Source organism: Pseudomonas zeae (genome assembly GCF_014268485.2).
GTDB classification, from domain to species: domain Bacteria; phylum Pseudomonadota; class Gammaproteobacteria; order Pseudomonadales; family Pseudomonadaceae; genus Aquipseudomonas; species Aquipseudomonas neuropathica.
Map to the genome: position 1 here is coordinate 2,158,855 of NZ_CP077090.1, position 12,576 is coordinate 2,171,430.

Sequence of the window (12,576 nt, forward strand, 5' to 3'; positions counted from 1 at the left end):
TCGCAGCCGCATACATTAGCTATGTTCCAACAATAATCTGTGCTGCGAGGATAAAAACAATGAACGACAGCATTTACCTCTCGATTCAAAACAGTCCCCGATTCAAGGAGCTGGTTCAGAAAAGGGAACGATTCGCCTGGATTCTCTCGGCAATCATGCTCGGGCTGTACTCCGCATTCATTCTGTTGATCGCTTACGGGCCGCAAGTGCTGGGGGCGAAACTCAGTCCTGAATCTTCGATTACCTGGGGCATTCCGATCGGTGTCGGTCTGATTATCTCGGCCTTCGTCCTGACCGGTATCTATGTGCGCCGCGCCAATGGCGAGTTTGACGACCTGAACAATGCGATTCTCAAGGAGGCTCAGCAATGATCCGGCGTCTACTGGCTCTTCTGAGCATCTCGGCGTTCGCGCCTGCGGTCTGGGCCGCTGACGCCCTGACCGGTGAAGTTCACAAACAACCGCTCAATGTCGCGGCGATTGCCATGTTCGTGGTGTTCGTCGGTGCGACCCTGTGCATCACTTACTGGGCGTCCAAGCGTAACAAGTCGGCTGCCGACTACTACGCGGCGGGCGGCAAAATCACCGGTTTCCAGAACGGTCTGGCGATTGCCGGTGACTACATGTCCGCGGCGTCCTTCCTGGGGATTTCCGCGCTGGTGTTCACCTCCGGCTACGATGGCCTGATCTACTCGATCGGCTTCCTGGTGGGCTGGCCGATCATTCTGTTCCTGATCGCCGAGCGTCTGCGTAACCTGGGGAAATACACCTTTGCCGACGTGGCGTCCTACCGCCTCGGGCAAACCCAGATCCGCACGCTATCGGCCTGCGGCTCGCTGGTGGTGGTGGCGTTCTACCTGATCGCGCAAATGGTTGGTGCCGGCAAGCTGATCCAGCTGCTGTTCGGTCTCGACTACTACGTGGCGGTGATTCTGGTCGGTATCCTGATGTGCATGTACGTGCTGTTCGGCGGCATGCTGGCGACCACCTGGGTGCAGATCATCAAGGCGGTGCTGCTGCTGTCCGGTGCCTCGTTCATGGCGCTGATGGTGATGAAGCACGTCAACTTCGACTTCAACATGCTGTTCTCCGAGGCGATCAAGGTTCACCCGAAAGGTGAGGCGATCATGAGCCCGGGCGGTTTGGTGAAAGATCCGGTATCGGCGTTCTCCCTCGGCCTGGCACTGATGTTCGGTACCGCTGGCCTGCCGCACATTCTGATGCGTTTCTTCACCGTGAGTGACGCCAAAGAAGCGCGTAAGAGCGTGCTCTACGCCACTGGCTTCATTGGTTACTTCTACATCCTGACGTTCATCATCGGCTTCGGCGCGATCCTGCTGGTCAGCACCAACCCGGCCTTCAAAGATGCGGCGGGCGCTCTGCTCGGCGGCAATAACATGGCGGCGGTGCACCTGGCTGACGCGGTGGGCGGCAGTATTTTCCTGGGCTTTATCTCGGCTGTAGCGTTTGCGACCATTCTGGCGGTAGTGGCGGGTCTGACCCTGGCCGGTGCTTCGGCGGTGTCTCACGATCTGTATGCCAGCGTGATCAAGAAGGGCAAGGCTAACGACAAGGATGAGATTCGCGTTTCGAAGATCACCACGGTTGCGCTGGGTATTCTGGCTATTGGCTTGGGTATCTTGTTCGAAAGCCAAAACATTGCGTTCATGGTGGGCTTGGCGTTCTCGATCGCGGCGAGCTGTAACTTCCCGGTGCTGTTGCTTTCGATGTACTGGAAGAAGCTGACCACTCGGGGCGCGATGATTGGTGGCTGGTTGGGTCTGGTGAGTGCGGTGGGCTTGATGATCCTTGGCCCGACCATCTGGGTGCAGATTCTGCATCATGAGAAGGCGATCTTCCCTTACGAGTATCCGGCGTTGTTTTCGATGATCATTGCTTTTGTCGGGATCTGGTTCTTCTCGATTACTGACAAGTCGACGGCTGCGGATAACGAGCGGGCGCTGTTCTTCCCGCAGTTTGTGCGTTCGCAGACTGGGTTGGGGGCGAGTGGGGCGGTTTCGCATTGATGGTTTGATGGTTTTGTAATGTTGTGCTGAATGCTCCGGTTGAGAGATCGGGGCATTTTTATTGGGCGGTTATCGGCTAGAGCTGTGTACATATCCGTTGCTGCGGTAACGGCTGATTAGGGTTTCGCCCTTACGGCGACTCACTTTTTTTACAAACGCCTAAAAAAAGTAAGCAAAAAAACGCTTGCTCCTACGTGCGGCCCGCTCGCCGGGGCTCGGGGTTCCTTCGCTGCGGGATCGATCCGGGCGCAGCGCCTACGGTTTGCTTCGCTGCACCTCCTCTCGCTGTGTTTGGCTGCGCCAAACGGTCGCTACGCTCCCACGCCCGGATCAATCCCTCCACTCAGCCTTCCGACGTCGCTGGTGGATCAAGATCAAGAGCAGCAGCCGAGCTAACGCTCATCCTGTTGAGTGGTGAAGAGCGTGGGGTGTTCGGCGTTTGATTGGGGTTGTTGCTGCCCCTCACCCCAGCCCGCTCCCGAGGGAGAGGGAGCCGATGGTGGGCCTCTCAAAATTTGCGTTCAACTCGGACTTTCACGTCGGCGTAACTCTACCAAACACCTCAATCAGTCACCTCTCCCTCCGGTAGTGGAAGGAAATGGGGCTGATTTGGGTGCTTTTCAAAGCCTGAGTCCAACGCGGTATCGCACGTCGGCGTAGCTCCCCCAAACACCTCGATCAGTCACCTCTCCCTCCGGTAGTGGAAGGAAATGGGGCTGATTTGGGTGCTTTTCAAAGCCTGAGTCCAACGCGGTATCGCACGTCGGCGTAGCTCCCCCAAACACCTCGATCAATTCCCTCTCCCTCCGGGAGAGGGCTAGGGTGAGGGGCTTTTGATTTGGCTTGTGATCTTGCTTTGGCTTTGGCTTTGGCTTTTGATTTTTTGCCCCTTCGGCAGGCCGAGCGGAGGTGTTCATCCGGGGGTTAGGCGCGCAGCGCCGTGCGGCGTAGCCGCATACATCGAGAGGAGGTGCAGCGAAGCAAACCGTAGGCGATGCCCCCGGATGGACACCGTAGCGAGGGAACACTGAGCCTCAGCGAAGTGCCGTACGCCAGGGGCAAAGCCTTTTGGGTTACCTTTTCGGCGTTTGGAAAAGGTGACTCGCTGTAAGAGCGAAACCGCCAGCGGCAACACCCGCAGCAACGGATATGCCCCCAATCCCCAATCCCCAAATCCCAGACAAACAAAAACGGCCCCTATATAAATAGAGGCCGTTCCCGATACAACTTAAGACGTTATCGCAAGACAAATCTTATTTGCGGTCTTCCAGCTTGGTAATGTCACGCGACTCGTAGCCGGTGTACAACTGGCGCGGACGGCCAATCTTGTACGGGCTGGAGAGCATTTCTTTCCAGTGGGAGATCCAGCCAACAGTACGTGCCAGCGCGAAAATCACGGTGAACATGCTGGTCGGAATGCCGATCGCCTTGAGGATGATCCCCGAGTAGAAGTCGACGTTCGGGTACAGCGAGCGTTCGATGAAGTACGGGTCGGTCAGCGCGATCTCTTCCAGGCGCATGGCCAGTTCGAGTTGCGGATCGTTGTTGATGCCCAGTTCCTTCAGTACTTCGTCGCAGGTCTGCTTCATCACAGTCGCGCGAGGGTCGCGGTTCTTGTAAACGCGGTGACCGAAGCCCATCAGTTTGAACGGATCGTTCTTGTCCTTGGCCTTGGCGATGAACTTGTCGATGTTCGAAACATCGCCAATCTCGTCAAGCATGGTCAATACGGCTTCGTTCGCACCGCCGTGGGCAGGGCCCCACAGTGCGGCGATACCGGCGGCGATACAAGCGAACGGGTTGGCACCCGAGGAGCCGGCCAGACGCACGGTGGAAGTCGAGGCGTTCTGCTCGTGGTCGGCGTGGAGGATGAAGATCCGGTCCATGGCCTTGGCGAGTACCGGGCTGATCGGTTTGATCTCGCACGGGGTGTTGAACATCATGTGCAGGAAGTTTTCCGCGTACGTCAGGTCGTTGCGCGGGTACATCATGGGCTGGCCCATGGAGTACTTGTAAACCATCGCTGCCAGGGTCGGCATCTTGGCAACCAGACGGATCGCGGAAATTTCGCGATGCTGCGGGTTATTGATGTCCAGGGAGTCGTGGTAGAAGGCCGAGAGGGCGCCGACTACACCGCACATGACGGCCATCGGGTGGGCGTCGCGACGGAAACCGTTGAAGAAGGTTTTCAACTGCTCGTGAACCATCGTGTGGTTTTTCACGGTGCTGACGAACTGGGCCTTCTGTTCTGCGGTCGGCAGTTCGCCGTTGAGCAGCAGGTAGCAGGTTTCCAGGTAGTCCGACTTTTCAGCCAGTTGTTCGATCGGGTAGCCGCGGTGCAACAGAATGCCGTTGTCGCCGTCGATATAGGTGATCTTCGACTCGCACGAGGCGGTCGACATGAAGCCTGGGTCGAAAGTGAAGCGGCCCGTGGCCGTCAGGCCCCGAACATCGATTACATCGGGACCAACGGTGCCGGTTAAAATGGGCAGCTCGACGGGGGCTGCGCCCTCGATGATCAACTGCGCTTTTTTGTCAGCCATGTGGCCTCCTATTTATGCTTGAACCATCAGACAGACCCCCCACGCAGGGCCCGCACCACTATAGTGAGATAAATTCGAATGTCAATTTGCCTAAAGTCTTGCTCCAGAAGGCTTTAAGCGCACTTTTTCCTCGAAATTGACTGCCATTTACGCCTTTTATACGACTTGTGCAATCAGCTATTTGGGGTAGGTGATTGCGTTGTCATTAGTAGCCTAACTGTCTATACTCGGCCACCGACCGCCAAGGGCTTTTGGGCTTGCTTTCATTGGGGGTCGCATCCCTGGGTGGTGGTTACCTGACCAGTGCACTCCCCAACAACTTTGCCCTGATTGTTAGGGGCTCTTCAGTGTGAAAAAAAAGCCGTGAAAAGCCAACGACCTGTAAACCTAGACCTAAGGACCATCAAACTCCCAGTCACTGCTTACACGTCCATTCTTCACCGTATCTCCGGTGTCATCCTCTTCGTGTGCCTTGCCATCATGCTTTATGCATTGGACAAGTCGCTCAGCTCCGAGGAAGGCTTCGGTCAGGTGAAAGCGTGTCTGACCAGTCCGCTAGCCAAGCTAGTGATTTGGGGCATCCTGTCCGCTCTGCTGTATCACCTGGTAGCCGGTGTGCGCCATTTGATCATGGACATGGGCATCGGTGAGACGCTGGAAGGCGGCAAGCTGGGCTCGAAAATCGTTATCGCCGTTTCCGTGGTGGTAATCGTTCTGGCAGGAGTTTGGATATGGTAACTAACGTCACGAACCTGTCGCGTTCGGGCCTCTATGACTGGATGGCGCAACGTGTGTCTGCGGTCGTTCTCGCGGCTTACTTCATCTTTCTGATCGGATACGTCGTGGCCCACCCTGGCCTCGAGTATGCCCAGTGGCATGAATTGTTCGCCCACAACGGGATGCGTATTTTCAGCCTCCTGGCCCTTGTTGCTCTCGGCGCTCACGCCTGGGTCGGCATGTGGACCATCGCGACTGACTACCTGACGCCGATGGCGTTCGGCAAGTCCGCAACGGCGATACGTTTCCTTTTCCAGGCAGTATGCGGCGTTGCGATGTTCGCTTACTTCGTCTGGGGTGTGCAGATTCTCTGGGGTATCTGAGTCATGGCTAACATTCCAACGATTTCTTTCGACGCCATCATTATTGGTGGTGGCGGTGCCGGCATGCGCGCTGCGCTGCAACTGGCACAGGGTGGTCACAAGACTGCCGTGATCACCAAGGTTTTCCCGACCCGTTCGCACACTGTATCCGCTCAAGGCGGCATCACGTGCGCGATCGCGTCTGCTGACCCGAACGATGACTGGCGCTGGCACATGTACGATACCGTCAAGGGCTCCGACTACATCGGTGACCAGGACGCTATCGAATACATGTGTCAGGAAGGCCCGGCCGCGGTTTTCGAGCTGGACCACATGGGTCTGCCGTTCTCGCGTACCGAACAAGGCCGTATCTACCAGCGTCCGTTCGGTGGTCAGTCCAAGGACTACGGTAAAGGCGGCCAGGCTGCGCGTACTTGCGCGGCTTCCGACCGTACCGGTCACGCTCTGCTGCACACCCTTTATCAGGGCAACCTGAAAGCCGGTACCACGTTCCTGAACGAGTACTACGCTGTCGACCTGGTGAAAAACCAGGAAGGCGATTTCGTCGGTGTGATCGCGATCTGCATCGAAACTGGTGAAACTTCCTACATCCGCGCCAAAGCCACCGTATTGGCTACCGGCGGTGCAGGTCGTATCTACGCTTCCACCACCAACGCCCTGATCAACACCGGTGACGGCGTCGGCATGGCTCTGCGTGCTGGCGTACCGGTACAAGACATCGAAATGTGGCAGTTCCACCCGACCGGCATCGCCGGTGCCGGTGTACTGGTTACAGAAGGTTGCCGTGGTGAAGGTGGTTACCTGATCAACAAGCACGGCGAGCGTTTCATGGAGCGTTATGCTCCGAACGCCAAAGACCTTGCCGGTCGTGACGTGGTTGCTCGCTCGATGGTTAAAGAAATCATCGCTGGCAACGGTTGCGGTCCGAATGGCGACCACGTGATGCTCAAACTCGACCACCTGGGCGAGGAAGTGCTTCACAGCCGTCTGCCAGGCATCTGCGAACTGTCGAAGACTTTCGCCCACGTTGACCCGGTTGTTGCGCCGGTTCCGGTTGTTCCGACTTGCCACTATATGATGGGCGGCGTTGCCACCAACATCCATGGCCAGGCGATCACCCAGAACGCCGATGGCGTGGATCAGATCATTCCTGGTCTGTTCGCGGTAGGTGAAGTGGCTTGCGTATCGGTTCACGGTGCCAACCGTCTGGGCGGCAACTCGCTGCTCGACCTGGTGGTATTCGGCCGCGCTGCCGGCCTGCATCTGGAAAAAGCCCTGACCGACGGCATCGAATACGACGACGCTACCGAAGCCGATATCGAAGCTGCCCTGTCGCGCCTGAACGCACTGAACAACCGTACTGACGGCGAAGACGTCGCTACCCTGCGTCGCGAGCTGCAGAGCTGCATGCAGAACTACTTCGGTGTATTCCGTACTGGCGAATACATGCAGAAGGGTATTGCTCAGCTGGCCGATCTGCGCAAGCGTATCGCCAACGTGAAGATCAACGATAAGTCGCAGGCGTTCAACACTGCACGTATCGAAGCGCTGGAACTGCAAAACCTGCTGGAAGTGGCTGAAGCTACCGCCATCGCGGCCGAAGTACGTAAAGAGTCCCGCGGTGCTCACGCCCGTGAAGACTTTGAAGATCGTGATGACGAAAACTGGCTGTGCCACACCCTGTACTTCCCGGGTGACAAGCGCGTCACCAAGCGTGCCGTGAACTTCTCGCCGAAGACTGTTCCGACTTTCGAACCTAAAGTCCGGACTTATTAAGGGTGACCGCCATGTTGAATGTCAGTGTTTATCGCTACAACCCTGATCAGGACGCTGCGCCGTTCATGCAGGAATTCCAGGTCGATACCGGTGGTAAAGACCTGATGGTGCTGGACGTGCTGGCCCTGATCAAAGAGCAGGACGAGGGTTTCTCCTATCGTCGCTCTTGCCGTGAAGGCGTCTGCGGCTCCGACGGCATGAACATCAACGGTAAAAACGGTCTGGCGTGCATCACGCCGCTGTCCGCCGTTGTAAAAGGTAACAAGCTGATCGTTCGTCCGCTGCCAGGTTTGCCGGTTATCCGTGACCTGGTCGTCGATATGAGCATCTTCTACAAGCAATACGAGAAGGTGAAGCCTTACCTGCAGAACGACACGCCGGCTCCGGCCATCGAGCGTCTGCAGTCGCCAGAAGAGCGTGAAAAACTCGACGGTCTGTACGAGTGCATCCTGTGCGCTTGCTGCTCGACCTCTTGCCCGTCCTTCTGGTGGAACCCGGACAAGTTCCTGGGTCCAGCTGCGCTGCTGCAAGCTTATCGCTTCCTGGCAGACAGCCGTGACACCAAGACATCCGAGCGTCTGGCTTCGCTCGATGACCCGTTCAGCGTCTTCCGCTGCCGGGGCATCATGAACTGCGTCAACGTATGTCCGAAAGGCCTGAACCCGACTAAGGCCATCGGTCACATCCGTAACATGCTGCTTTCGAGCGGCGTGTGATTCAGCTGCTGTAACCGCTGTACCGTAGAGGCTGTGGCGCGGGCTTCAACCCGCGTCATGGCTATAACCAGAGCAGTAGCCACAAGCTGCCGCTCTTATTTTGAAGAAATGAGACAAGCAGGGGCATCCGGGCTGGTACCCGGACTATCAGTGTGATCCTAAGTGGCTTGTTTTAGTCGCTGCATTCGGACTTCTGCAAGTTTGCTCGGTGTCGACATCGATGGTGTTCCCCTAACCGAGGGTGACCAAGCATGCAAGAAAGCGTGATGCAGCGCATGTGGAACAGCGCCTACCTTTCAGGTGGAAACGCTGCCTATGTGGAAGAGCTTTATGAGCTCTACCTGCACGACCCTAACGCTGTGCCAGAAGAGTGGCGCACCTACTTTCAGAAGTTGCCTGCCGACGGCAACTCTGCCACTGATGTTTCGCACTCCACGATTCGCGATCATTTCGTGCTGCTGGCAAAGAACCAGCGCCGCGCCCAACCGGTTTCCGCCGGCAGCGTGAGCAGTGAGCACGAGAAGAAGCAAGTTGAAGTGTTGCGATTGATCCAGGCCTACCGTATGCGTGGCCACCAGGCAGCCCAGCTTGACCCGCTGGGGCTGTGGCAGCGTCCTGCACCTGCAGACCTGTCGATCAATCATTACGGCTTGACCAATGCCGATCTTGATACGACCTTCCGTGCCGGCGACCTGTTCATCGGCAAAGAGGAAGCGAGCCTACGCGAAATTCACGAAGCGTTGCAGCAGACATATTGCCGCACCATCGGCGCTGAATTTACGCACATCACCGATTCCGAGCAGCGCCAGTGGTTCCAGCAGCGTCTGGAAAGCGTGCGTGGTCGTCCGACGTACTCCGCCGACATCAAGAGCCACCTGCTTGAGCGCGTAACCGCCGGTGAAGGCCTGGAAAAATACCTGGGCACCAAATACCCGGGCACCAAGCGTTTCGGTCTGGAAGGCGGCGAAAGCCTGATTCCGATGCTCGACGAACTGATCCAGCGTTCCGGTTCCTACGGCACCAAGGAAGTCGTCATCGGCATGGCCCACCGTGGCCGTCTGAACGTGCTGGTCAACACCTTCGGCAAGAACCCGCGCGAGCTGTTCGACGAGTTCGAAGGCAAGAAGAAGGTCGAGCTGGGTTCCGGTGACGTTAAGTATCACCAGGGCTTCTCGTCCAACGTGATGACCGCCGGCGGTGAAGTTCACCTGGCCATGGCGTTCAACCCGTCCCACCTGGAAATCGTTTCCCCGGTGGTCGAAGGTTCGGTGCGCGCCCGTCAGGATCGTCGTAATGACGCCACTGGCGAGAAGGTTCTGCCGATCTCCATCCACGGTGACGCTGCATTCGCAGGTCAGGGCGTGGTCATGGAAACCTTCCAGATGTCGCAGACCCGCGGTTTCAAGACCGGCGGTACCGTGCACATCGTGATCAACAACCAGGTCGGTTTCACCATCAGCAACCCGCTGGACTCGCGCTCCACCGAGTACGCCACCGACGTCGCGAAGATGATCCAGGCGCCGATCCTCCATGTGAATGGTGATGATCCGGAAGCCGTATTGTTCGTGACCCAGCTGGCCATCGACTACCGCATGCAGTTCAAGCGTGACGTGGTGATCGACCTGGTCTGCTACCGTCGTCGCGGCCACAACGAAGCTGACGAGCCTAGCGGCACCCAGCCTCTGATGTATCAGCAGATCACCAAACAGCGCACCACCCGTGAGCTGTACGCTGATCGTCTGACCCAGGGCGGTGTGCTGGACGCAGAGCGTGTTCAGGCGAAAGTCGATGAATACCGCAACGCGCTGGACAACGGTCTGCACGTAGTGAAATCGCTGGTCAAAGAGCCGAACAAAGAGCTGTTCGTGGACTGGCGTCCGTATCTGGGCCACGCCTGGACTGCGCGTCACGACACTCGCTTTGATCTGAAGACCCTGCAAGAACTGTCCGCCAAGCTGCTGGAAATTCCGGAAGGCTTCGTGGTTCAGCGTCAGGTCGCGAAGATCTACGAAGACCGTCAGAAGATGCAAGCCGGCGGCCTGCCGATCAACTGGGGTTACGCCGAAACCATGGCGTACGCGACCCTGGCGTTCGAAGGTCACCCGATCCGTATGACCGGTCAGGACATCGGCCGCGGTACGTTCTCGCACCGTCACGCTGTGCTGCACAACCAGAAAGACGCGGGCACCTACATTCCGCTGCAGCACCTGTACGACGGTCAGCCACGCTTTGACCTGTACGACTCGTTCCTGTCGGAAGAAGCGGTACTGGCGTTCGAATACGGTTACTCGACCACCACGCCGGATGCGCTGGTGATCTGGGAAGCCCAGTTCGGCGACTTCGCCAACGGTGCACAGGTTGTAATCGACCAGTTCATCACCAGCGGCGAGCACAAGTGGGGCCGTCTCTGCGGTCTGACCATGTTGCTGCCACACGGTTACGAAGGTCAGGGCCCTGAGCACAGCTCGGCACGTCTTGAGCGTTACCTGCAATTGTGCGCCGAGCACAACATTCAGGTTGCCGTACCGACTACGCCAGCACAGATCTACCACTTGCTGCGTCGTCAGGTGATTCGTCCGCTGCGCAAGCCGTTGATCGTGCTGACGCCGAAGTCGCTGCTGCGCCACAAGCTGGCCATCTCGACCCTGGAAGATCTGGCCGAAGGTTCGTTCCAGACCGTGATCCCGGAAATCGATGCTCTGGACCCGAAAAAGGTCGAGCGCGTTGTTCTGTGTAGCGGCAAGGTCTACTACGACCTGCTGGAAAAACGCCGTGCCGAAGGCCGTGAAGATATCGCCATCGTGCGTATCGAGCAGCTGTATCCATTCCCTGAGGACGACTTGAAAGAAGTCCTGGCTCCATACACCAACGTCAAAAATGCCGTTTGGTGTCAGGAAGAGCCGATGAACCAGGGCGCCTGGTACTGCAGCCAGCACCACTTGCGTCGCAGCATCGGTAACCTCGACAAGTCTCTCGTACTTGAGTACGCGGGCCGTGAGGCTTCTGCTGCCCCAGCTTGTGGTTACGCATCGATGCACGCCGAGCAGCAGGAAAAACTCCTGCAAGACGCGTTTACCATTTAACGCCTTCGCGCACCTGAAACCGAATTTAAGGAACCACAGATAATGGCTATCGAGATCAAAGCCCCCACTTTCCCGGAATCGGTTGCCGATGGCACCGTTGCCACCTGGCACAAACAACCGGGCGACGCTGTCAAGCGCGACGACCTGATCGTCGACATCGAAACCGACAAAGTCGTACTGGAAGTTCTGGCTACCGCTGATGGCGTGCTGGGCGCAATCGTCAAGAACGAAGGCGACACCGTTCTGTCCGACGAAGTGCTGGGCTCCATCGAAGCGGGCGGCGCTGCTGCCGCTGCCCCAGCCGCCGCTGCTGCTCCGGCCGCTGCTGCCGCTGCACCGGCTGCCGCCGAAGGCGAAGACGATCCTGTTGCTGCTCCGGCTGCTCGCAAGCTGGCTGAAGAAAACGGCATCAACATCGCTTCCGTTGCCGGCACCGGCAAGGGCGGTCGTGTGACCAAGGAAGACGTGGTTGCTGCTGTTGCTGCCAAGAAAGCTGCTCCGGCTGCTGCGCCTGCCAAGGCTGCTGCTCCTTCGGCTGCTGCTCCTGTGTTCGCCGCTGGCGACCGCATCGAGAAGCGCGTACCGATGACCCGCGTTCGTGCCACCGTGGCCAAGCGTCTGGTTGAAGCACAGTCGAACATGGCGATGCTGACCACTTTCAACGAAGTCGACATGACTGAAGTCATGGCCCTGCGTTCGAAGTACAAGGATCTGTTCGAGAAGTCCCACAACGGCGTACGCCTGGGCTTCATGTCGTTCTTCGTGAAAGCGGCCACCGAAGCGCTGAAACGCTTCCCGGCTGTCAACGCGTCGATCGACGGCGGCGACATCGTTTACCACGGCTACGCGGACATCGGCGTTGCCGTTTCCAGCGATCGCGGTCTGGTGGTTCCGGTTCTGCGTAACGCCGAACTGATGAGCCTGGCTGAAATCGAAGGCGGCATCGCCACCTTCGGCAAGAAAGCCCGTGACGGCAAACTGTCGATGGACGAGATGACCGGTGGTACCTTCACCATCACCAACGGTGGTACCTTCGGTTCGATGATGTCGACCCCGATCGTCAACCCGCCGCAGGCAGCGATTCTGGGCATGCACAACATCATCCAGCGTCCTATGGCCATCAATGGTCAGGTCGTTATCCGTCCGATGATGTACCTGGCACTGTCCTACGATCACCGTCTGATCGATGGCAAAGAAGCTGTGACCTTCCTGGTGACCATCAAGAACCTGCTGGAAGATCCAGCTCGTCTGTTGCTGGATATCTGATAGAAGCAGTCGCGGGCTGTGGGGGTATCGCCGGAAACGGCGGTACAGCCTGCAGCGCGCGGCTTG

Annotated in this window: 9 protein-coding genes; 8 read left to right on the plus strand and 1 reads right to left on the minus strand. The window is 57.8% G+C overall.

The features are described from left to right. Positions 1 to 59: 59 nt before the first annotated feature. Positions 60 to 371 carry a DUF485 domain-containing protein gene (locus HU754_RS09585; RefSeq protein WP_034151547.1) on the plus strand — a complete coding sequence of 104 codons (312 nt, stop codon included), beginning with the start codon at positions 60 to 62 and terminating at the stop codon, positions 369 to 371. Beyond that, positions 368 to 2,026 carry a cation acetate symporter gene (locus HU754_RS09590; protein WP_093439909.1) on the plus strand — a complete coding sequence of 553 codons (1,659 nt, stop codon included), beginning with the start codon at positions 368 to 370 and terminating at the stop codon, positions 2,024 to 2,026. Before HU754_RS09585 ends, HU754_RS09590 begins: the two co-directional genes overlap by 4 nt. Before the next feature lie 1,253 nt (positions 2,027 to 3,279). Here HU754_RS09590 and gltA read toward each other — a convergent pair. Beyond that, a complete protein-coding gene (gltA, locus tag HU754_RS09595; RefSeq protein ID WP_003222994.1) occupies positions 3,280 to 4,569 on the minus strand; it encodes a citrate synthase in 1,290 nt (429 codons plus the stop codon). 363 nt (positions 4,570 to 4,932) lie between these two features. Between gltA and sdhC the strand changes: the two genes are divergently transcribed. The 6 genes from sdhC (at position 4,933) to odhB (ending at position 12,510) form a co-directional block, all read left to right on the plus strand. Further along, entirely contained in the window at positions 4,933 to 5,307 is a 375-nt protein-coding gene (sdhC, locus tag HU754_RS09600) for a succinate dehydrogenase, cytochrome b556 subunit (protein WP_016773673.1), read from the plus strand. Then, a complete protein-coding gene (gene sdhD / locus HU754_RS09605) occupies positions 5,301 to 5,669 on the plus strand; it encodes a succinate dehydrogenase, hydrophobic membrane anchor protein (RefSeq protein ID WP_003222999.1) in 369 nt (122 codons plus the stop codon). Before sdhC ends, sdhD begins: the two co-directional genes overlap by 7 nt. A gap of 3 nt (positions 5,670 to 5,672) precedes the next feature. After that, positions 5,673 to 7,445, plus strand: coding sequence for a succinate dehydrogenase flavoprotein subunit (gene sdhA, locus HU754_RS09610; protein ID WP_093439913.1), 1,773 nt, complete (start codon positions 5,673 to 5,675; stop codon positions 7,443 to 7,445). Positions 7,446 to 7,456: 11 nt separating this feature from the next. Then, the gene (locus tag HU754_RS09615) at positions 7,457 to 8,161 is read left to right on the plus strand and encodes a succinate dehydrogenase iron-sulfur subunit (protein ID WP_093440161.1); all 705 of its coding nucleotides are present in this window, start codon (positions 7,457 to 7,459) and stop codon (positions 8,159 to 8,161) included. A gap of 251 nt (positions 8,162 to 8,412) precedes the next feature. Then, positions 8,413 to 11,244 carry a 2-oxoglutarate dehydrogenase E1 component gene (locus HU754_RS09620; protein WP_186624874.1) on the plus strand — a complete coding sequence of 944 codons (2,832 nt, stop codon included), beginning with the start codon at positions 8,413 to 8,415 and terminating at the stop codon, positions 11,242 to 11,244. 42 nt (positions 11,245 to 11,286) lie between these two features. Next, positions 11,287 to 12,510 (plus strand): 2-oxoglutarate dehydrogenase complex dihydrolipoyllysine-residue succinyltransferase, encoded by a 1,224-nt coding sequence (gene odhB, locus HU754_RS09625; protein WP_077571706.1) that lies wholly within the window; start codon positions 11,287 to 11,289, stop codon positions 12,508 to 12,510. Positions 12,511 to 12,576: the final 66 nt, after the last annotated feature.

What these genes read in the sequence shown, in the direction of transcription:
- HU754_RS09585 (WP_034151547.1), top strand. Translation starts at nt 60, where the DNA reads ATGAACGACAGCATTTACCTCTCGATTCAAAACAGTCCCCGATTCAAG.
- HU754_RS09590 (WP_093439909.1), top strand. Translation starts at nt 368, where the DNA reads ATGATCCGGCGTCTACTGGCTCTTCTGAGCATCTCGGCGTTCGCGCCT.
- gltA (WP_003222994.1), bottom strand. Translation starts at nt 4,569, where the DNA reads ATGGCTGACAAAAAAGCGCAGTTGATCATCGAGGGCGCAGCCCCCGTC.
- sdhD (WP_003222999.1), top strand. Translation starts at nt 5,301, where the DNA reads ATGGTAACTAACGTCACGAACCTGTCGCGTTCGGGCCTCTATGACTGG.
- sdhA (WP_093439913.1), top strand. Translation starts at nt 5,673, where the DNA reads ATGGCTAACATTCCAACGATTTCTTTCGACGCCATCATTATTGGTGGT.
- HU754_RS09615 (WP_093440161.1), top strand. Translation starts at nt 7,457, where the DNA reads ATGTTGAATGTCAGTGTTTATCGCTACAACCCTGATCAGGACGCTGCG.
- HU754_RS09620 (WP_186624874.1), top strand. Translation starts at nt 8,413, where the DNA reads ATGCAAGAAAGCGTGATGCAGCGCATGTGGAACAGCGCCTACCTTTCA.
- odhB (WP_077571706.1), top strand. Translation starts at nt 11,287, where the DNA reads ATGGCTATCGAGATCAAAGCCCCCACTTTCCCGGAATCGGTTGCCGAT.